The following is a 19158-nucleotide window of genomic DNA, read 5'->3' as shown; positions in this document are numbered from 1 at the left end:
GATTCAGGTCCGCGGAATGCGCAGCACCTGTCCCACGCGGATCACGTCGCCGTTGAGCTCGTTGGCCTGCTTGAGACGATCCGTTGAGACGTTATGTCGGACGGCAATCTGCGAGAGCGTATCGCCTGGCTGAATGCGGTATTCGTTGCCGCCGGTGCTGCGGTTATTGTCGCGCTGCCAGGCCAGCAGGCTGGCCGGCGGCGGATTGCGACGGAAGTGATCCTGCAGCCCCGAGAAGATCGCCCTGGCCAGGCCCTGCTGATGGCTGGAGTCGCGCAGCCGGCGCTCCTCGTCCGGGTTGGAGATGAAGCCGGTCTCGATCAGCAGCGACGGGATATCCGGCGACTTGAGCACCATGAAACCGGCCTGCTCCACCCGGCTGCGGTGGAGTCGATTCACCCGCCCAAGCTGGTCTAGCACCTGGCCGCCGATGGAGAGCGAGTCGTTGAGCGTGGCGGTCATGGTCAGGTCGAGCAGCACGCCACGCAGCACCTCGTCCTTGTCCTTGAGCGACAGATTGCCGTCCACGCCGCCGATCAGATCGGCGCGGTTCTCGCTGGCCGCCAGCCACTGGGCGGTCTCGGAGGTGGCGCCGCGCTGGGAGAGCGCATACACCGAGCTGCCGTTGGGGCGCGGACTGGTGAAGGCATCGGCGTGAATGGAAACGAAGAAGTCGGCCTTCTGGTCCCGGGCGATCTGGGTGCGCTGACGCAGGCCGATGTAGTAGTCGCCGTCGCGGATCATCACCGCGCGAAACCCCTCAGCCTCGTCCACCAGCCGCTGCAGGCGCCGGGAGATCTCCATCACCACGTCCTTTTCACGGGTGCCGCCGGGGCCGATGGCGCCGGGGTCCTCGCCGCCGTGGCCAGGGTCGATGGCGATGATGATGTCGCGCCGAGGATGGGGCTGGGCCTGCTGCAGGGCCTCCGCCGGCTCCGGCGTCACCCGGGCCGGCGCGCCCCCCGACTCGACGCGGGGACGGTTGGCGGCGATCTCCTGCTCGCGGATCATCGCCTCGATGGGATCGATCGGGTCATGCACGGCGCTCTCGCCTGGGTACTCGAGATCCACCACCAGGCGATGGCCATACTGGTCATTGGGCGCCAGGCTGAAGTGGCGGGGCTCCACCTCGCGCTCTAGCTCCAGCACCACGCGCAGTCCATTGCCGTCTCGCACCCCGCTGCGAATGCGGCTGATGGCGCTGCCGGCGAGGTCGATGCCGGCCAGGTCCGCGGCCATGCGGCTGTCATCCAGGTCGATCACCAGGCGCCGCGGATTGTCGAGCGCAAAGACATTGGCCTGGGTCGGCGAGGCGAGGTCGAACACCAGGCGCGCATGGTCCGGTGCCGCCCACAGGCGCACATTATCGACCTGGGCGGCCTGGAGGCCCGCCAGGGGAAACCACAGCAGGGCGGCGGCCAACAGGCCGCGAATGAGCCATTGGGTCATCGTGCGGCCTCGCCCTCCCTGGCGTCATCGGGATCTTCCCTGAGGTGGCAGGCGGCCAACTCGGGCATGACTGCCAGTCTCGCCAGCAGCTGCTCCCCACCGGGATTCCGGGCCTCGAGCCGAGCCTCTCGCCCCGTCCCGGCCAGCGTCAGGTGGATGCGCAGGTCGGGCGTCGGCAGCCAGCCCTCGCCGCGGCCGGGCCACTCGATGAGGCACAGGGCATCCTCGGCCAGCAGGTCGCGGCCACCGATGAACTCCAGCTCCTCGGGGTCGCCGAGCCGATAGAGGTCGAAATGGTGGATCCGCACGCCGTCCAGCTCATAGGGCTCCACCAGCGTATAGGTGGGGCTCTTCACCGCACCACGGTGGCCGTAGGCTCGCAGCACGCCGCGGGCCAGAGTGGTCTTGCCAGCGCCAAGCTCGCCCTCGAGATAGACCAGCCCACGCCCCTCCAGGGCCCGCCCCAGGCATTCGCCTAAAGCCACCTGGCGGGCTTCATCATCGAGTCGCAGCAGCATCGTCAGCGCCCATCGTCGGATTGACCAGAATTCGCGCATAGGATGCCAGATCGCCGGCCAGCAGACCACGTTCCCCGGCCTGTGTGGCAGCGAGATCCGCGGCCAGTGCGTGCACCAGCACCCCCAGTTGGGCCGCGGCCTCGAGCGGCACTCCCTGGGACAGCAGCGCGCCGAGGATGCCGGAGAGCGCATCGCCCATCCCGCCGCTGGCCATGCCGGGGTTGCCGAAGGGGCAGACGGCGAGGCCCGAAGGACCCGCCACCAGAGTCCCGGCCCCCTTGAGCACCACCACCCCGCCCCAGCGCTCGCGCAGCGCCAGCGCCGCCGCGGGGCGGTCCGCCTCCACCTCGGCGGCCGAACACCCGAGCAGCCTGGCCGCCTCTCCCGGGTGCGGCGTGAGAATCCAATCGCCGCGGCGCGTCGAGGAGAAGCGCGTCACCAGCAGGTTGAGGCCATCGGCGTCCACCACCAGCGGCCGGCCGGCGGCGAGCGCCGCCTGCAGCACCCCCTGGCCCCAGCTGCCCTGCCCCAGGCCAGGGCCCACCACCAGCACGTCGGCACGGCGGGGCAGCTCGCCGAGATCGGCGGCCCCGCGCACCCCATGGGCCATCACCTCGGGACGTCGCGTGAGGCAGGCGACGACGTGCTCCGGGGCGGTGGCGAGGCTCACCTTGCCGGCACCCAGCCGCGCGCAGGCCTCGGCGGCGAGCAACGCCGCCCCGCCGAAGCCCGGCGCCCCGCCCAGGATCAGCGCATGGCCGCAATCGCCCTTGTGGGCGGTACGCTTGCGCGGCGGCAGCCAGGAGCCGATCAGTCCCTCCTCCAGCAGGTACGCTGCCGGTACCAGATCGGCCTCGCCCGCCGCGTCCACGCCCAGGGCACGGAAATGAAGCTCGCCGACGTGATCCCTCGCCGCGCCGGTATGCAGTCCCAGCTTGTCGCCGATGAAGGTGACCGTCGCGGTGGCCCGCACGGCCTCGCCGAGCATCGCGCCGGTATCGGCGTGCAGCCCGGAGGGAATATCGATGGCCAGCACCGGCCGGCCCGAGGAGTTGATGGCGGCGATGGCCTCGCGGAAGGCGCCACGCACCTCGCCGTCGAGACCCGTGCCGAGCAGGGCGTCCACCAGCAGCTCCCCCTCCAGCACCCTGCCCGGCGCCCAGGGCTCGGCGCCGACGCCGGCCGCCGTGGCCATGTCGGCGGCGAGACGCGCATCGCCGGTGAGCTCGTCGATGTCCTTGATCAGGAGGCGCTGCACCCTCAGGCCCTCGGCGGCGGCCAGGGCAGCGAGCACGTGGCCGTCGCCGCCATTGTTGCCGGCGCCGCAAAGCACCGTCAGCGAGCAAACCTCGGGGAAGCGATGACGCAGCAGCTGCCAGGCGGCGGCGCTCGCACGCTGCATCAGGGCGAAGCCGGCAATGCCGCCGACAATGGCACGCCGGTCGAGCTCGCGCACCTGCTCGGCGCGGTAGAGGGGGGGCAGGGTCTCGCCAGACATACGGTGTCTCCTCGCTGAAGCTTGCTTTACCATCAGTGTGTCGTTTCACGTCGCCGGCGCCAATCGCCTGGCCTCACTTGCCCGGTATATTCACGATCATGGATCACTCCTCGCTCTCTGCTAATGACCTCGCCGCGCTGGCCGAGCGCATCAAGGCCTGGGGGTGCGAGCTGGGCTTCCAGCAGCTCGGCATCACCGACGTGGATCTGGCCGAGGACGAGGCTCGCCTGGCTCGCTGGCTGGCGGCCGGCCACCACGGCGAGATGGGGTTCATGGCCAAGCACGGCACCAAACGCACCCGCCCCGCCGAGCTGGTGACGGGGACCGTTCGCGTGATCAGCGTGCGCCTGGACTACCTGCCCGCCGAGGTGGAAACCGCGAAGGTACTGGGGCGGCCCGAGCGCGCCTACGTGTCGCGCTACGCCACCGGGCGGGACTACCACAAGCTGATGCGCAAGCGCCTGGCGACGCTCGCCCAGTGGATCGAGGCCGAGGTGGGACCGATCGGCTATCGCGCCTTCGTGGACTCCGCCCCGGTGATGGAGCGGGCGCTGGCGCGCAAGGCGGGGCTCGGCTGGTTCGGCAAGAACGCCATGTTGCTCAACCCCAGGGCCGGCTCACTGTTCTTCCTGGGCGAGCTCTACACCGACCTGCCGCTGCCGGTGGATGCCCCCTTCGAGGACGAGCACTGCGGCAGCTGCAGCGCCTGCCGCACGGCCTGCCCCACCGGCGCCATCGTCGAGGACCGGGTGGTGGACGCCCGAGCTTGCATCTCGTATCTCACCATCGAGCTTCACGGCGCCATTCCCGAGCGGTACCGGGAAGCCATGGGCAACCGGGTGTTCGGCTGCGACGACTGCCAGCTGGTCTGCCCCTTCACCCGCTTCACCCGCACCACCCAGGAAGCCGACTTCGCCCCCCGCCACGACCTGGACCGCGCCAGCCTGCTCTCGCTGTTTGCCTGGGGCGAGGAGGAGTTCCTGGCGAAGACCGCCGGCAGCCCGATCCGCCGCATCGGCTACGAGCGATGGCTGCGCAACCTCGCCGTCGGGCTGGGCAACGCCCCCTGGAGCGAGGCGGTGGAGGCCGCGCTGCGGGCGCGACTGCCCCACCCCTCTGATCTGGTGCGCGAACACGTGCGCTGGGCGCTGGCTCGCCAGCGGGGGAAGCGCCGGCGACTGATTGCCAGCGGCTGAACAGCCTGCCTGGAGTCGCGGCTTTACCGGCGACAGGTCTCCGGCGCCGCTTACGCAGGCTGACCGTCACCAAGCCACGCAGTGACAGGCCCTACTCCTACTCGTCGCCCCACTGGCCCGGTAGGCGCAGGAAGGTGTTGCGGTAGTGGACCAGCTCGGCGATGGACTCCTTGATGTCGTCCATGGCCAGGTGCACGTTGCGCTTGTGAAAGCCCGCCATGGCGCCGGGGTTCCAGCGCTTGGCCAGCTCCTTGAGGGTCGAGACGTCCAGGTTGCGGTAGTGGAAGAAGGCCAGCAGCTCGGGCATTTCCCGCTCCAGGAAGCGACGGTCCTGGTGGACGCTGTTGCCACACATGGGCGAGGTGCCGGGATCGACGTGCTCGCGCAGGAACTCGAGGGTCTGCCGCTCGGCCTGGGCGGTCTCGGTCACGCTCGCCTTCACACGCGCCGTCAGCCCCGACTCGCCGTGAGTCTTCGTGCACCACTCATCCATGGCGTCGAGCAGGTCGTCGGGCTGCTTGACCGCGATCATCGGGCCCTCGGCGACGACGTTGAGCTCGGCGTCGGTGACCAGGGTGGCTACCTCGATGATCCGCTCGCGGTTCGGGTCGAGTCCGGTCATCTCCAGGTCGATCCAGACCAGGCGGCTCTTGCGCGGATCCTTGGGTTCGTTGCTCTTGCTCATCTAGGTTCCTTGACCAGTCCTGTGACTAGGTTCCTTGCGTGGCGGCTCGCGACAGCGGGCGCCCTAGGTGCGTACAATGCCCCTATTGTAACGAGCTTCGGGCCGCCATGAGCAAACGCAAGTTGAACCGCCAGCAACGCTGGCGCATCGAGAAGATCCAGGCCGAACGGGCCGCCCGGGCCACCCGACTCGACGAGAAGGACGGCGAGAAGCTGGCCGCCGGCGAGTATGGCCCCGAGCAGCCCGGCCGCGTCGTTGCCCATTTCGGACGCACCTTGGACGTCCGCCCGGAGGATGGCGACGAGGCGGTGCGTTGCCACCTGCGCGCCAACCTCGAGGGCCTGGTCACCGGCGACCGGGTGATCTGGCGTGGCCGCCAGGATGCCGAGGGCGCCATCGTGGAGGGCGTGGTGGTGGCCCGTGGCGAGCGCGACAGCGTGCTGGAGCGACCCGACGCCCGGGGCCAGCTCAAACCGGTGGCCGCCAACATCGACCAGATCCTGATCGTGTTTGCCGTGGAGCCCGAGCCCCACCCCAACCTGATCGACCGCTATCTGGTGGCCGCCGAGGCCACGGGCATCGCCCCGGTGCTGGTGCTCAACAAGATCGACCTTCTCCCTGAGGGCGGCGGCGAGCTGTTGGCGCTGCTGCAGCGCTACGAGGCGCTGGGCTACCCGGTGGTGACCACCACCACCGAGCGCGAGGACGGCCTCGATGCCCTGCACGCTCGGCTTGCCGAGCGCACCTCGGTGTTCGTGGGCCAAAGCGGCGTGGGCAAATCGTCGCTGATCGGCCGCCTGCTTCCCGACGAGGAGCTGCGCATCGGCGCGCTCTCCAAGGACAGCCGCAAGGGCACCCGCAAGGGCACCCACACCACCACCACTGCGCGCCTCTACACGCTGCCGAGTGCCGAGGGGGCCGAGCTGATCGATTCGCCGGGGATCCGCGAGTTCGGTCTCGGCCACCTCGACGAGCAGCAGGTCGCCGAGGGCTTCATCGAGTTCCGCGACCTGCTCGGGCACTGTCGCTTCCGCGACTGCCGCCACCGCCAGGAGCCGGGCTGTGCGCTGCTGGAGGCGCTGGAGCGCGGCAAGGTCCACCCCGAGCGCTTTGCCAGCTACCGCCGCATCCTCGACTCGCTGGAACAATAAGGTAAGGAGAGTCCCATGAGTTCCGAAGCCAATCTGCTGCCGCTGATCATCGAGCCCGAACAGCTCGCCGATCACCTGGACGAGCCGTCGCTGCTGATCATCGACGTGCCCCTCAAGGCCGAGAGCTACGTCGAGGGCCACGTGCCCGGCGCCGTCTTCCTCGACAAGGGCCGGCTGATGCGCGGCTCGGGAGAGGTGCCCTGCCTGGAACCTACCGAGGAACAGCTCTCCGCGCTGTTCAGCGAACTGGGACTGACCCGGGACACCCACGTGGTGGCCTATGACGATGAGGGCGGCGGCTGGGCCGGCCGGCTGCTGTGGACACTGGAACTGATCGGCCACACCCGCTACTCCTACCTAAACGGCGGCATCCACGCCTGGCGCCAGGATGGCCTGACGGTCTCCACCGAGCCCACCGCCCCGACGCCGGGCGAGTACGAGGCGGAGATTCTCCACCCGGAGGCGGCCATTGACCGTGTCGAGCTCACCGAGCGCCTCGGCGAGAGGGGTTTTGCCATCTGGGACGCCCGCTCGCCCGAGGAGTACCGCGGCGAGAAGGGCGAGAACAGGCAGCTGGGCCATATTCCCGGCGCAGTGAACATGGAGTGGACCCGCGCCATGGACCCGGAGCGCGGCCTGCGCATCCGCGACTACGCCGAGCTGATCACCGAGCTCGAGGCGCTCGGCCTGACCCCCGATATGGAGGTCGCCACCCATTGTCAGAGCCACCACCGCAGCGGCTTCACCTGGCTGGTGGGCCGCGCGCTGGGCTTCGAGAAGATCCGCGGCTACCCCGGCTCCTGGAAGGAGTGGGGCAACCGCGACGACACCCCGGTCGAGAACTAGCACTCAAACATAGAAACAGGAACCCCCTTGTCACTCTCCCGACTCTTTGCCCTGATCCAGTACCCGCTGCCCCACCACCTGCTCTCGCGGCTGGTGGGGCGCCTGGCCGAATGCCGCACGCCCTGGCTGAAGGACGCCCTGGTGCGCGCCTTCATCCGCCAGTTCAAGGTGGACATGGATGAGGCAGCCGAGCCCGACCCGACGGCCTATGCCACCTTCAACGACTTCTTCACTCGCGAACTGGAGGAAGGCGCCCGCCCCATAGGCGAGGGGGTGGTGAGCCCTGCCGACGGGCGACTATCGCAGTTTGGCCCCATCGAGGCAGGCCAGCTGTTGCAGGCCAAGGGACAACACTTCTCGGCCATGCAGCTGCTGGGCGGGGACGGCGAGGCCGCCAGGCGGTATCTCGGTGGCAGTTTCGCCACCGTCTATCTCTCCCCCAGCGACTACCACCGGGTGCATATGCCGGTGAGCGGCACCCTGAAAGAGATGGTCTACGTACCGGGGCGGCTCTTCTCGGTAAATGCCGCCACCGCCGAGCATGTGACCAACCTGTTCGCCCGCAACGAGCGCCTGGTGTGCCACTTCGACACCGAGCAGGGCCCCATGGCCATGGTGCTGGTGGGAGCAATGATCGTCGCCGCCATCGAGACGGTGTGGGCCGGGCAGATCAGCCCGCTGCCCCAGGGCGGCGTGCAGCGCATCCGCTTCGACACGCTGGTGCGCCTGGGGAAGGGCGAGGAGATGGGCCGCTTCAAGCTCGGCTCCACGGTGGTGATGGCCTTCGCCGAGCCGGTCAGCTTCGCCGACAACATCGCACCCGGCGCCAAGGTGCAGATGGGGCAGTCTTTAGGGTATATGACGAAGACGAAATAGAACCCGGGCTTTCCCGGTGGGAAGTCTGCGCGGAGGCGCTGTGAACCCATCCCTGGGCGCTACCGATGCCACCCATGGCATAGGACCTCCGCTTCGACTGCCCCCTGGGGCCCTAGTCTCACTGGGCTAACATCTCGGCGTGGCGAAGGCCATGACCTCCGCCACGCTCTGCCGGCCCAGTGCCAGCTGGATCAGCCGATCGATGCCCAGCGCCACGCCGCTGCCCTCGGGCATGCCATGTGCCAGCGCCGCCAGCAGGCGAACGTCGACATCCACCTCGGGCAGGCCTGTCGCGCGGCGGGCGACGTTGTCCTCGGCGAAACGCGCCGCCTGCTCGGCGGCATCGGTCAGCTCATCGTACCCGTTGGCCAGCTCCAGCCCCTCCAGATAGAGCTCGAAGCGCGAGGCCACCCACTCCCCGTCCTCCGGGTCGCGCTGGCGTCGCGCCAGGGCCGCCTGACTGGCCGGGTAGTCCACTACCACGTCGATGCCCTCCTGTCCCAGGTGCGGCTCGATCGCCAGGCTCAACAGCAGGTCGAGGCAGTCGTCGCGTGGCGCGTTGACCATGGAGAGCCCTCCCCGCTCGCCGGCTAGCCGGCGCAGCGCGTCGAGCGGGGTGGTGAAAGGGTCGATCGCCAGGTGCTCCCGGAACAACTCGCGGTAGCGGTGCCGCCGCAGTGGGCCGGGGTCTCGACCCAGCACCCGACGCACCAGCTCGGCGCTCTCCTCGACCAGTCCATCGAGGGGGAGCCCCGGGCGATACCACTCCAGCAGGGTGAACTCGATGTTGTGGCGCCGCCCCACCTCGCCATCGCGGAAGCAGCGCGCCAGCTGGAAGATCGGCCCGGAGCCAGCCGCCAGCAGCCGCTTCATGGCGAACTCCGGGGAAGTCTGCAGCCACAGCCGCTCGCGCCCGGCCGGGGTGGTGGCCTCGGCACAGAGCGACGCCAGGTGCGGGTCGGTACTGCCGCCGTGGCTCAGCACCGGGGTCTCCACCTCCAGCACCTCCCGCTCGGCGAAGAAGCCCCTAACCTCGGCGAGCAGGCGCGCCCGCTCGCGCAGGGCCTCGAGGGAGGCCGTGGGCCGCCAATCCTCCATCATTTGCAAAGTCTCCAGAAGCATCAAGGCCACGCCGAAGCGTGGCCTTGGGGGCCGGGGGGGGGCGCCTGTCGGTGCCATTCGCGCAGCAGAGCTGCACTCCCACAGCTACCGTGAGGTCCTCACGCCCGGGAGACGTAATCACCGGAGCGCGTATCCACCTTCAGGATCTCGCCCTGGTTGATGAACAGCGGCACGCGGACCACGGCGCCGGAGGAGAGGGTCGCCGGCTTGGAGCCGCCCTGCGCGGTGTCGCCCTTGAGGCCCGGGTCGGTCTCGACCACTTCTAGTTCGATGAAGTTGGGCGCGGTCACGCTGATGGCGTTGTCGTTCCACAGGGTCACGGTGTAGGCCACCTGCTCCTTGAGCCACTTGACGGTATCGCCCAGAGCCTTCTTCTCGACGGCGTACTGCTCGAAGGAACCGTCGGTCTTCATGAAGTGCCACATCTCGCCGTCGGAGTAGAGATACTCCATGTCGAGATCCATGACGTCGGCCCCTTCCAGAGATTCGCCGGACTTGAAGGTGCGCTCCCAGACCCGGCCGGTGATCAGGTTGCGCAGCTTGACGCGGTTGAAGGCCTGACCCTTGCCCGGCTTGACGAACTCGTTCTCGACGATCGCACAGGGATCGCCGTCCAGCATCACCTTCAGACCGCCCTTGAATTCGTTGGTAGAATAGTTCGCCATCTTCTCTCACTCATGTTCGAGCGCGCCCCCGGAACCCGGGAGCGCGCTGGGAATCGACATTCGACGAGGCCATGGATTCAAGAACCCACCTCGCCCGTATTGACTGGTGTGCCGCATGATAACCCGAAGCCCCGCCCTTTTGCAGCGTCACGACGAGGACGAGGAGACACGGCCCTTCGCCGGATCAGCCTCCAGCGAGAAGGCCGTGTCGCTGGTACCGCCGCCCGCCTGGCAGGCGCAGTTGGCAGGCGCCACCCGCGACCCGGCCGAACTGTGTCGGCGGCTGGGGCTGAATGAGGCCTGGCTACCAGGTGCCGAAGCGGGCCACGCCCTGTTCGAGGTCCGGGTGCCCGAGGCCTTTCTTTCGCGTATGCGCCTGAACGATCCGGCCGACCCGCTGCTGCGCCAGGTGCTACCGCTGGGGGAGGAGGCCCTGGCCACGCCGGGCTATGTGGCCGACCCCCTGGAAGAGGCCGCGCATACCCAGGCCCGCGGACTGATCCACAAGTACGCCGGCCGGGTGCTCTTGATCGCGAGCCCCGCCTGCGCGGTGAACTGCCGCTACTGCTTCCGCCGCCACTTCCCCTATGGCGACAACTCGCCGTCTCGAGCCCAGTGGGAGTCCACCCTGGATACCCTGCGCGGTGATCCCACGATCGTCGAGGCGATTCTCTCCGGCGGCGACCCGCTCGCCGCCAACGACCGCCAGTTGGCCTGGCTGGTCGAGCGCCTGGAGGCGATCCCCCATCTCAAGCGGCTGCGCATCCACACCCGCCTGCCGGTGGTGATCCCGGACCGCGTCGATGACGCCCTGCTCGAGTGGCTCGGCGCTACTCGACTGCAGACGGTGGTGGTGCTGCATATCAACCACGCCAACGAGATCGATGACGCCGTGACCACCGCATGCGCACGGCTCAAGGAAGCGAAAGCGACCCTGCTCAATCAGAGCGTTCTGCTGCGCGGGGTCAACGACTCGGTGGATGCCCTGTCCGCCCTCTCGGAGCGGCTCTTCGAGGCCGGCGTGCTGCCCTACTACCTCCACGTGCTCGACCCGGTGGCCGGCGCGGCACACTTTGACGTGCCAGACGAAGAGGCCCGCGAGCTGGTCGCGGGCCTCCGGGAGGTGCTGCCGGGGTTCCTGGTACCGAAACTGGTACGCGAGATCCCCGGCGAGGGCAGCAAGACGCCGCTTTAGACCAGGCTGTCGGCGGTCACGTTGGCCGCTGGGGCCTGGGTGGAGAGATGGCGGTTGATGGCGCTCATCACCGCCTTCATTGAGGCGCTGGTGATGCTCTCGTCGGTGCCGACCCCGAATACCGCCTTACCTCCGATGCGTACCTCCACATAGGCGATCGCCTCGGCGTCGGCGCCCTGGCCGCGGGAGTGCTCGTGGTAGTCGATGATCTCGACATCGTGGCCGGCAGCCGCCAGTGCCTTGATGTAGGCGGCCAGCGGGCCGTTGCCCTCACCCTGGATGGTGCACCGCTCGCCGCGCTCCTCGATGGTCGCCTCCAGGCTCACCCTGGGGCTGTCGGGCTCTGAAGAGAGCCGGTGGCTGACCAGCGCATAGGGGACTGTCTGCCCGAGATACTCATCGGCGAAGGCCTGATAGATCATCTGGGAGGTGATCTCCTTGCCCGTGCGATCGGCTACCTCCTGCACCACCTGGCTGAACTCGATGGAGAGTCGGCGAGGCAGCTCGATGCCGTGCTCCTGCTCCAACAGGTAGGAGATACCACCCTTGCCCGACTGACTGTTGACGCGGATCACCGCCTCGTAGCTGCGGCCAACGTCCAGCGGGTCGATGGGCAGGTAGGGCACGTCCCAGACGGCGTCCGGGTTGGCGCGGCGATCGGCCATGCCCTTCTTGATGGCGTCCTGGTGAGAGCCGGAAAAGGCGGTAAACACCAGATCGCCCACGTAGGGGTGACGCGGATGCACCGGCAGCTGGTTGCAGTACTCCACCTCGCGCATGATCGGCGTGATGTTGGAGAAGTCGAGCCCCGGGTGAACGCCCTGGGTGTAGAGGTTCATGGCCAGGGTGACGATATCGACGTTGCCGGTGCGCTCGCCATTGCCGAACAGGGTGCCCTCGACGCGGTCGGCGCCGGCCATCAGGGTCATCTCGGCGGCCGCTACCCCGGTGCCGCGATCGTTGTGTGGGTGCACGCTGACGATCAGGGCCTCGCGCTCGTTCACGTTTCGGCAGAACCACTCCACCTGGTCGGCGTAGTTGTTGGGCGTCGCCACCTCCACGGTGGCCGGCAGGTTGACGATCATCGGCGTCTCGGCGGTGGCGCCATAGGCAACCATGACCGCCTCGACGATCTCCTTGGCGAAGTCCATCTCAGTGGTGGTGAACAGCTCCGGGGAGTACTGGAAGGTCCAGTTCGTCTCCGGCGCCTCGCTCATGCGCTGTCGGATGCGGGTGGTCGCCTCCACGGCGATCTGGATGCACTCGGGCTTGCTGACATTGAACACCACCCGGCGGAACATCGGGTCGGTGGCGTTATAGACGTGGACGATGGCGCTCCTCGCCCCCTTGATCGCCTCGAAGGTACGGTCGATCAGGTGGTCCCGGGCCTGGGTCAGCACCTGGATGGTGACATCATCGGGGATCTTGCCGTTGTCGATCAGCGAGCGGACGAAATCGAAGTCGGTCTGGGAGGCCGAGGGGAAGCCCACCTCTATCTCCTTGAAGCCGATCTTTACCAGGAGGTCGAAAAGGCGCTGCTTGCGCTCCTGGTCCATGGGATCGATCAGCGACTGGTTGCCGTCGCGCAGGTCGACGCTGGTCCAGATCGGCGGCTGCTCGATGCGGCGGCTCGGCCATTGGCGGTCGGGCAAGTCCACGGCGACGAAGGGGCGGTATTTGACGGCGGGGTTGTCGAGCATCATGGCGGCGTTCTCCCTGGGCTGGCGATTCGGTGGTATTCAGAAACGGCGACGCCCCGGCTGCTCGAAGCATACCGGGGCGTCAGGGCACACAGCACGATACGCTCGCTCGGCGGCGACCGAGGGGCAACAGCAGACACTGTGGGCAGGAATTCGGACGGAAAACATTTCGACACCTCGATGGACCTTACGTGACTCTGCGATGCATGATGCATCGCCCGGCGCTTCAAAGGCCGGCTAGTAGTCGTAGGTCGAGGCTAAGATGGCGAAATGAGATGTTCATACCCCTAGAAAATCAGTATGCAGCATACTTGTCAAGCGTAACGCTGATCTCACTCCCTGTCCTCCTCGACTTCGGCCTGTCGCCACCAACGCCACAACGCGGGCGGCGCCAGCTCCTCGGTGACATTACGGGACCAGATCACTCTACCGGCATCCTCGACGCTCAGCCGCAGCTGGCGCCGGTCGGCCCCGGCGACCCTGGCCTCATCGAGGTTGGCCAATAGCCGGTGCAGTTCGTCCCGCTGCGCCTCGCTGCACTGGCCGCAGTCGATGCGCCGGGGGCGCGCCAGTCCCGGGAAGTGCGCCACCCCCCCCTCGCGACACAGCCGAAGCACGCTGGCCGCGGTCAGCTGCGGCGGCCGGGCGGTCATCACAATACCCCCACCTCACGCCAGGCCTCCAGCACCGCCCTTGCCTCACGGCTGCCACCCCCGAAGCGGCGAGCGGCACTCGCCTGCGTCAGGGCGGCGAAGATGGCGAAGTCGCTGTCCCGGTCCAGGCGGGCATCGACAAGAGTGTCGTACCAGATCTGCCCGGCACCTTCCCAGGCATACCCCCCCAGGGCCATGGCGGCGAGGTGGAAGGCACGATTGGGGATCCCCGAGTTGATGTGCACACCACCATGGTCCTGTTCGGTCACCACGAACTCGTCCATTTGCCCCGGCTGCGGATCGCGCCCCAGCAGCGGGTCATCGTAGGCGCTCCCCGGCGCGGCCATGGAACGCAGGGCGACCCCCGCCACCCGATCGGTGAAGAGCCCCTCGCCGATGAGCCAGTCGGCCTGGTCGACATCCTCCCCGCGGGCATGCTGCTTGGTGAGGCTGCCGAAGACATCCGACAGGGACTCGTTGAGGGCACCGGACTGACCGGCATAGGCCAGGGCCGCCTCGTACTGGATCACGCCATGGGTGAGCTCATGGGCGATAATGTCGAGGGCGATGGTGAAGCGTTGGAACAGCTCGCCATCGCCTTCCCCGAAGACCATCTGACGGCCGTCCCAGAAGGCGTTATCGTAGTCCTGACCATAATGCACCGTGGCCAGCAGGGGCAGGCCACGGTCGTCGAGGGAGTGGCGGCCGAAAGCCTGCCAGAACAAACGGTAGGTCTCGCCCAGGCCGTGATAGGCCTCATCGATGGCGGGGTCGCCGCTCTCCTCCTCTCCCTCACTGCGCACCCGGCGCCCGGGCAATTCCTGGCGGCCCTCGGCGGAGTGGACGTAGCGCAACGGCTCGCCGGGGCGGGCCATTCTCGGCAGCGAGGGGGTGAGGCTGGTACGAGCCCGGAAGCCCCGGTCGGCCAGGAGAGTCCTGCGCGCGCATTCGCGCAATCGGTCGCTTCCCCCGCTGGCGATACGCTCGAGCAGATAGGGGGGCAGGAAGGGACGTTGTCTCGTAGGCACTGTCGCATTGGTCATCCCTGTCCTCCCGGTGTCTCGCCCCGCCCCATGGCCGGGGCGGTGAGCTCTTAACATAACCTCTGGCCCGGCCACCCTGGAAAGGTTCCGCTAATGCTGACGGCGTTCCAGCAGCGCCTCCATCCTCGCGAGCTGGTCGCGCATCTGACGCACGTCGTCGCGCAGGCCATGCAGCTCCGCTGCCTCCCCCTCACCGGTCTCCAGCTCGATGGCCAGGCTCTCCTTCTGCATCACGTCGAGCACGATGCCGATCATCATGTTCAGGAAGATGAAGGCATTGAGGAAGATGAAGGTGAGGAAGTAGATCCAGGCGTAGGGGTAGTGCTCCATGGTCGGGTAGAGCACCGCCGTGGCCCAGCTCTCGAAGGTGGCCACCTGGAACAGCGTCAGCATGGCCAAGGAGATGTTGCCCCACAGCGTCTCGTCCACGCTGGCGAACAGGAAGCTGCCGAGGGCGCCGTAGATGTAGAAGATGATGAACATCAGCAGCACCACGTAGCCCATGCGCGGGATCGACTTGAACAGCGCGGCGATCAGCATGCGCAGCTCGGGGATCATTGATACCAGACGCAGCACCCGGAAGATGCGCAGCAGGCGGGCCAGCAGCACCATCTCCGAATCATCCAGGGGAATCAGGCTGACGGTGACGATCAGGAAATCAAAGATGTTCCAGCCCTTGCGGAAGAAGTCGCGCAGGCGCTTCTCGGCGGCCATCCGGATCAGGATCTCCACCAGGAAGAACACCGTCACCGCCACGTCGAGCCACAGCATGACCGCCTGAAACCGGCTAACCTCCTCCTCGTAGGTCTTGGCGCCGATCAGCAACGCCGAGACCACGATGATGGTGATCACCGTGAGCTCGAAGGCCTTGTGGGAGCGCAGCCGCTCGAGGCGGTCGCGCCAGGTCTCGAAGGTATCGCTCACTCCCCCTTCTCCTCCAGGTCCAGCTGGCGATAGCCGATCAGGTAGAGCACGGCGTCGAGCCCCAGGGTCGAGATGGAGTGGCTGGCCTGGGCGCGCACCAGCGGCTTGGCGCGAAAGGCGATACCGAGCCCCGCCGCCGCCAGCATCTTGAGGTCGTTGGCCCCATCGCCCACGGCGATAGTCTGCTCCAGGCTGAGGCCCTCACGGGCGGCGATCTCTCGCAGCAGCTCGGCCTTGCGGTCGGCGTCAAGGATCGGCTCGCGCACCTCGCCGGTGACTTTGCCATTCTCGATCAGCAGCTCGTTGGCATGGACCTCGTCGAAGCCGAGCCGCTGCTGCAGGTGGCGGGCGAAGTAGGTGAAGCCGCCGGAGAGGATCGCGGTGCGGTAGCCCAGGCGCTTGAGCTGGGCCATCAGCCGTTCCACACCGTCCATCAGCGGAAGCGACTCGGCGATCTCGGCCAGCACCGACTCGTCGAGCCCCTTGAGCTTGGCCATGCGCTCCCGAAAGCTCTGCTGGAAATCGAGTTCGCCGCGCATGGCGCGTTCGGTGACCTCGGCCACCTCGTCATAGACGCCGTGGCGGCGCGCCAGCTCGTCGATCACCTCGGACTGGATCAGGGTCGAGTCCATGTCGAAGCAGACCAGGCGACGATGCCGACGCCAGATGGAGTCCTCCTGGATGGCGATATCCACGCCATGCATGGCGCCCAGCGCCAGCGCCTTCTCGCGCAGCGCGTCCAGGTCGACCTCCTCCCCGCGCAGCCAGCACTCCACGCAGGCGCCCCGGATGCTGTCGTGCTCCCGGGGCACGCCGCCGTCCAGCGGCTCGCGCCCCGATAGGCGGTGGATCAGCTCCACGGTGAGGCCGTGCTCGGCGGTGAGCGCACCGACCTCGGCCAGGATACCGGCAGGCAGGTGGGGCGCCAGCAGGGTCAGGATGAGCCGCGGCTGGCTCGCCTGGCTACTCCAGCGCTGGTAGTCCTCGGCGCTGACCTGGATTGCCTGGACGTCGAGGCCCAGGGCAGTGCCGGCGACACTGAGTGCGCCCTCCAGATCTGCCTCGTGGTCGAGGCCCACCAGCGCCTCCAGGGAGAGCCTGCCAAAGGTCACGCTCTGGTTGATGTCCAGCAGGCGCGCGCCACTCGTCGCCAGCGCCTTGCCAAGCCCGGCCAGCTGGCCCGGGCGAGCCGCGCCGGTGGCGCGGATCAGTACTCGTCGTGTCATGGTTGCCTCGGGAACTCACTCGGTCAGCGGCTTATCCGGCGACAGGCCTTCGAGGAGGCGCTGTGAACCCCTCCCTGGGCGCTACCGACGCCATCCATGGCGTAGGACCTCCTCTCCGGCCTATCCCCGGCGCCGCGGTCTTCTCTTGTCAGGCGTCGCTACTCAATGCTTCCAGCCTATCAACCTTCTGCAGGCCGCGGGGCAGCTTGCTGCCGCGCCGGCCGCGTTCGCCGCGATAATACGCGAGATCGTCGTGCTTGAGGGTGAGGTGGCGCTTGCCGGCGTGGATCACCAGGCTGGCGCCGGCGGGCAGCAGCACCAGGTCGCGCACGAACTCCTCGCGCCGCGCCGCCCGTGGCCCGGGAATGTCGAGCATCTTGTTACCCTTCCCCCTGGTCATCTCGGGCAACTGCTCGAGGGGGAAGACCAGCAGGCGGCCCTCGTTGGAGACCGCCGCCACCTGGGCGCCCTCGCCTTCCGGCACCGCCACAGGCGGCAGCACATTGCAGCCCTTGGGCACCGAAAGCACCGATTTGCCGGACTTGTTCTTGCCGACCAGCGCCTCCAGAGGAGCCACGAAGCCGTAGCCGCCGTCAGAGGCGAGCAGGAAGCGGGTGGCGGGTGGCGCCAGCATCACCCCGGCCATGTGGGCGCCGGCCACTACGTTGACGCGGCTGGTGACGGGCTCGCCCTGGCCGCGGGCGCTGGGCAGGTTGTGGGCCTGTAGCGTATAGGCGCGTCCGGTGTCGTCGAGCAGCACCAGTGGCTGGTTGGTCTTGCCCCGGGCCGCCAGGGCGAAGCCGTCGCCGGCCTTGTAGGAGAGCCCTGCCGGGTCGATCTCGTGGCCCTTGGCGCTGCGGATCCAGCCCTTCGCGGAGAGCACCACGGTGACGGGGTCGGCGCCCACCAGCTCCACCTCGGAGAGGGCCCGAGACTCCTCGCGCTCGACGATGGGCGAGCGACGCTCGTCGCCATGGGCTTCGGCGGCGGCGCGCAGCTCCTCCTCGATCAGGTCGGTGAGCGCCGCCTCGTTGCCCAGCAGCTCCTGGAGTCGCTTGCGCTCCGCCTCGAGCTCCGCCTGCTCGCCACGGATCTTCATCTCCTCGAGCTTGGCCAGGTGGCGCAGGCGCAGTTCGAGGATCGCCTCGGCCTGGCGCTCGGAGAGCCCGAAGGCCGCCATCAGCGCGGGCCTGGGCTCATCCTCCTCGCGGATGATACGGATCACCTCGTCGATGTTGAGGTAGGCGATCAGCAGGCCCTCGAGGAGGTGCAGGCGATCCTCCACCTTGCCCAGGCGGTGCTCAAGGCGCCGACGCACGGTGGAGCGCCGGAAGCGCAGCCACTCGCCGAGCAGGTCGGGCAGCGGCATCACCCGCGGCCGGCCGTCGAGGCCGATCACGTTCATGTTGACGCGGATGTTCTTCTCGAGGTCGGTCGTGGCGAACAGGTGCGCCATCAGTGCGTCGACATCGACGCGGTTGGAGCGCGGCTCGATCAGCAGGCGTGTCGGCTCCTCATGGGTCGACTCGTCGCGCAGGTCGGCCACCATGGGCAGCTTCTTGGCCTGCATCTGGGCGGCGATCTGCTCGAGGATCCTGGCCCCGCTCACCTGGTAGGGCACCGCGGTGACCACGATGCTGCCCTCCTCCATCACGTAGCGGGCGCGCAGCTTAACCGAACCGCGCCCGCTCTCGTAGAGCTTCCGCAGATCACTGCGGGGGGTGATGATCTCCGCCGCGGTGGGGAAGTCCGGCGCCGGCAGGTGCGTCACCAGGTCCGCGGTGGTGGCCTCGGGATGGCGCAGCAAGTGGCAGGTGGCCTCGACCACCTCGTTCACGTTGTGGGGCGGGATGTCGGTGGCCATGCCCACGGCGATGCCGGTGCCGCCGTTGAGCAGCACGTGAGGCAGCCTCGAGGGCAGCACCACCGGCTCGTTCATGGTGCCGTCGAAGTTGGGGGTCCAGTCCACGGTGCCCTGCCCCAGCTCCGCGAGCAGCACCTCGCTGAACTTCGAGAGTCGCGCCTCGGTGTAGCGCATGGCGGCGAACGACTTGGGATCATCGGGGCTGCCCCAGTTGCCCTGGCCATCCACCAGCGGGTAGCGGTAGCTGAAGGGCTGGGCCATCAGCACCATGGCCTCGTAGCAGGCGCTGTCGCCGTGGGGGTGGAACTTGCCCAGCACGTCGCCGACGGTGCGTGCCGACTTCTTGTACTTGGCGTTGGCCGATAGCGCCAGTTCGCGCATGGCGTAGACGATGCGTCGCTGCACCGGCTTCATGCCGTCGCCGATATGGGGCAGCGCCCGGTCGAGGATGACGTACATCGAGTAGTCGAGGTAGGCCTTCTCGGTGTATTCGCGAAGGGATAGACGCTCGACGTCGCCCTCCGCGACCTGGATATCCATGGTCATA

At 68.0% G+C, this 19158-nt stretch carries 17 protein-coding genes; 5 read left to right on the top strand and 12 right to left on the bottom strand.

The window, feature by feature from the left end; all coding sequences use genetic code 11:
• Nucleotides 1–3 precede the first annotated feature (3 nt).
• Genes ACR80S_RS02905 through ACR80S_RS02895 form a run of 3 tightly spaced genes read right to left on the bottom strand, consistent with a single transcriptional unit; the run spans nucleotide 4 to nucleotide 3465 of the window.
• Complete coding sequence (locus tag ACR80S_RS02905) at nucleotides 4–1449, bottom strand: N-acetylmuramoyl-L-alanine amidase (protein ID WP_435400804.1); 1446 nt, start codon at nucleotides 1447–1449, stop codon at nucleotides 4–6.
• Entirely contained in the window at nucleotides 1446–1967 is a 522-nt protein-coding gene (gene tsaE / locus ACR80S_RS02900; RefSeq protein WP_435400803.1) for a tRNA (adenosine(37)-N6)-threonylcarbamoyltransferase complex ATPase subunit type 1 TsaE, read from the bottom strand. Before tsaE ends, ACR80S_RS02905 begins: the two co-directional genes overlap by 4 nt.
• Nucleotides 1948–3465 (bottom strand): NAD(P)H-hydrate dehydratase, encoded by a 1518-nt coding sequence (locus ACR80S_RS02895; protein WP_435400802.1) that lies wholly within the window; start codon nucleotides 3463–3465, stop codon nucleotides 1948–1950. Before ACR80S_RS02895 ends, tsaE begins: the two co-directional genes overlap by 20 nt.
• Before the next feature lie 98 nt (nucleotides 3466–3563).
• Here ACR80S_RS02895 and queG point away from each other — a divergent pair, with 98 nt between their 5' ends.
• Nucleotides 3564–4661, top strand: coding sequence for a tRNA epoxyqueuosine(34) reductase QueG (gene queG / locus ACR80S_RS02890; RefSeq protein WP_435400801.1), 1098 nt, complete (start codon nucleotides 3564–3566; stop codon nucleotides 4659–4661).
• A 97-nt stretch (nucleotides 4662–4758) separates the two neighbouring features.
• Here the strand turns inward: queG and orn are convergent, their stop codons facing one another.
• Nucleotides 4759–5346 carry an oligoribonuclease gene (gene orn, locus ACR80S_RS02885; RefSeq protein ID WP_435400800.1) on the bottom strand — a complete coding sequence of 196 codons (588 nt, stop codon included), beginning with the start codon at nucleotides 5344–5346 and terminating at the stop codon, nucleotides 4759–4761.
• Nucleotides 5347–5453: 107 nt separating this feature from the next.
• Here orn and rsgA point away from each other — a divergent pair, with 107 nt between their 5' ends.
• The 3 genes from rsgA to asd are packed head-to-tail and all read left to right on the top strand — an operon-like array spanning nucleotide 5454 to nucleotide 8219.
• Entirely contained in the window at nucleotides 5454–6497 is a 1044-nt protein-coding gene (gene rsgA, locus ACR80S_RS02880; protein WP_435402530.1) for a small ribosomal subunit biogenesis GTPase RsgA, read from the top strand.
• Nucleotides 6498–6512: 15 nt separating this feature from the next.
• The gene (locus ACR80S_RS02875; RefSeq protein WP_435400798.1) at nucleotides 6513–7343 is read left to right on the top strand and encodes a sulfurtransferase; all 831 of its coding nucleotides are present in this window, start codon (nucleotides 6513–6515) and stop codon (nucleotides 7341–7343) included.
• 27 nt (nucleotides 7344–7370) lie between these two features.
• The gene (gene asd / locus ACR80S_RS02870) at nucleotides 7371–8219 is read left to right on the top strand and encodes an archaetidylserine decarboxylase (RefSeq protein ID WP_435400797.1); all 849 of its coding nucleotides are present in this window, start codon (nucleotides 7371–7373) and stop codon (nucleotides 8217–8219) included.
• 126 nt (nucleotides 8220–8345) lie between these two features.
• Here the strand turns inward: asd and epmA are convergent, their stop codons facing one another.
• Nucleotides 8346–9320 carry an EF-P lysine aminoacylase EpmA gene (epmA, locus tag ACR80S_RS02865; RefSeq protein WP_435400796.1) on the bottom strand — a complete coding sequence of 325 codons (975 nt, stop codon included), beginning with the start codon at nucleotides 9318–9320 and terminating at the stop codon, nucleotides 8346–8348.
• A gap of 119 nt (nucleotides 9321–9439) precedes the next feature.
• Nucleotides 9440–10006, bottom strand: coding sequence for an elongation factor P (gene efp / locus ACR80S_RS02860; protein ID WP_435400795.1), 567 nt, complete (start codon nucleotides 10004–10006; stop codon nucleotides 9440–9442).
• Between the two features lie 115 nt (nucleotides 10007–10121).
• Between efp and epmB the strand changes: the two genes are divergently transcribed.
• Nucleotides 10122–11201, top strand: a complete 1080-nt coding sequence (gene epmB / locus ACR80S_RS02855) for an EF-P beta-lysylation protein EpmB (RefSeq protein WP_435400794.1) — start codon at nucleotides 10122–10124, stop codon at nucleotides 11199–11201.
• Here epmB and leuA read toward each other — a convergent pair.
• The 6 genes from leuA to parC all read right to left on the bottom strand — a co-directional run bounded on the left by leuA (nucleotide 11198) and on the right by parC (nucleotide 19157).
• Entirely contained in the window at nucleotides 11198–12904 is a 1707-nt protein-coding gene (gene leuA, locus ACR80S_RS02850) for a 2-isopropylmalate synthase (protein ID WP_435400793.1), read from the bottom strand. The two genes, epmB and leuA, sit on opposite strands and share 4 nt — an antisense overlap.
• A 329-nt stretch (nucleotides 12905–13233) precedes the next feature.
• Nucleotides 13234–13554, bottom strand: a complete 321-nt coding sequence (locus tag ACR80S_RS02845; RefSeq protein ID WP_435400792.1) for a protealysin inhibitor emfourin — start codon at nucleotides 13552–13554, stop codon at nucleotides 13234–13236.
• Nucleotides 13554–14597 (bottom strand): M4 family metallopeptidase, encoded by a 1044-nt coding sequence (locus ACR80S_RS02840; RefSeq protein ID WP_435402529.1) that lies wholly within the window; start codon nucleotides 14595–14597, stop codon nucleotides 13554–13556. Before ACR80S_RS02840 ends, ACR80S_RS02845 begins: the two co-directional genes overlap by 1 nt.
• Nucleotides 14598–14687: 90 nt before the next feature.
• Complete coding sequence (locus ACR80S_RS02835) at nucleotides 14688–15521, bottom strand: ion transporter (RefSeq protein WP_435400790.1); 834 nt, start codon at nucleotides 15519–15521, stop codon at nucleotides 14688–14690.
• A complete protein-coding gene (gene serB / locus ACR80S_RS02830) occupies nucleotides 15518–16747 on the bottom strand; it encodes a phosphoserine phosphatase SerB (protein ID WP_435400789.1) in 1230 nt (409 codons plus the stop codon). The genes ACR80S_RS02835 and serB overlap by 4 nt, the downstream gene beginning before the upstream one ends.
• A 148-nt stretch (nucleotides 16748–16895) precedes the next feature.
• Nucleotides 16896–19157, bottom strand: coding sequence for a DNA topoisomerase IV subunit A (gene parC / locus ACR80S_RS02825; RefSeq protein WP_435400788.1), 2262 nt, complete (start codon nucleotides 19155–19157; stop codon nucleotides 16896–16898).
• Nucleotide 19158 lies beyond the last annotated feature (1 nt).

The organism is Halomonas salsilacus (genome assembly GCF_051216275.1).
Lineage (GTDB): Bacteria > Pseudomonadota > Gammaproteobacteria > Pseudomonadales > Halomonadaceae > Halomonas.
Note: the sequence above shows the minus strand (reverse complement) of the source record. Positions and strands in the feature narration are given on the sequence as shown.

Bases quoted from the DNA above. Each gene is read 5' to 3' on its own strand.
- ACR80S_RS02845 (WP_435400792.1), bottom strand. From the start codon at position 13,554: ATGACCGCCCGGCCGCCGCAGCTGACCGCGGCCAGCGTGCTTCGGCTG.
- efp (WP_435400795.1), bottom strand. From the start codon at position 10,006: ATGGCGAACTATTCTACCAACGAATTCAAGGGCGGTCTGAAGGTGATG.
- orn (WP_435400800.1), bottom strand. From the start codon at position 5,346: ATGAGCAAGAGCAACGAACCCAAGGATCCGCGCAAGAGCCGCCTGGTC.
- epmB (WP_435400794.1), top strand. From the start codon at position 10,122: ATGATAACCCGAAGCCCCGCCCTTTTGCAGCGTCACGACGAGGACGAG.
- parC (WP_435400788.1), bottom strand. From the start codon at position 19,157: ATGACCATGGATATCCAGGTCGCGGAGGGCGACGTCGAGCGTCTATCC.
- ACR80S_RS02895 (WP_435400802.1), bottom strand. From the start codon at position 3,465: ATGTCTGGCGAGACCCTGCCCCCCCTCTACCGCGCCGAGCAGGTGCGC.
- epmA (WP_435400796.1), bottom strand. From the start codon at position 9,320: ATGATGGAGGATTGGCGGCCCACGGCCTCCCTCGAGGCCCTGCGCGAG.
- leuA (WP_435400793.1), bottom strand. From the start codon at position 12,904: ATGATGCTCGACAACCCCGCCGTCAAATACCGCCCCTTCGTCGCCGTG.
- ACR80S_RS02875 (WP_435400798.1), top strand. From the start codon at position 6,513: ATGAGTTCCGAAGCCAATCTGCTGCCGCTGATCATCGAGCCCGAACAG.
- serB (WP_435400789.1), bottom strand. From the start codon at position 16,747: ATGACACGACGAGTACTGATCCGCGCCACCGGCGCGGCTCGCCCGGGC.
- ACR80S_RS02840 (WP_435402529.1), bottom strand. From the start codon at position 14,597: ATGACCAATGCGACAGTGCCTACGAGACAACGTCCCTTCCTGCCCCCC.
- tsaE (WP_435400803.1), bottom strand. From the start codon at position 1,967: ATGCTGCTGCGACTCGATGATGAAGCCCGCCAGGTGGCTTTAGGCGAA.
- queG (WP_435400801.1), top strand. From the start codon at position 3,564: ATGGATCACTCCTCGCTCTCTGCTAATGACCTCGCCGCGCTGGCCGAG.
- rsgA (WP_435402530.1), top strand. From the start codon at position 5,454: ATGAGCAAACGCAAGTTGAACCGCCAGCAACGCTGGCGCATCGAGAAG.
- ACR80S_RS02905 (WP_435400804.1), bottom strand. From the start codon at position 1,449: ATGACCCAATGGCTCATTCGCGGCCTGTTGGCCGCCGCCCTGCTGTGG.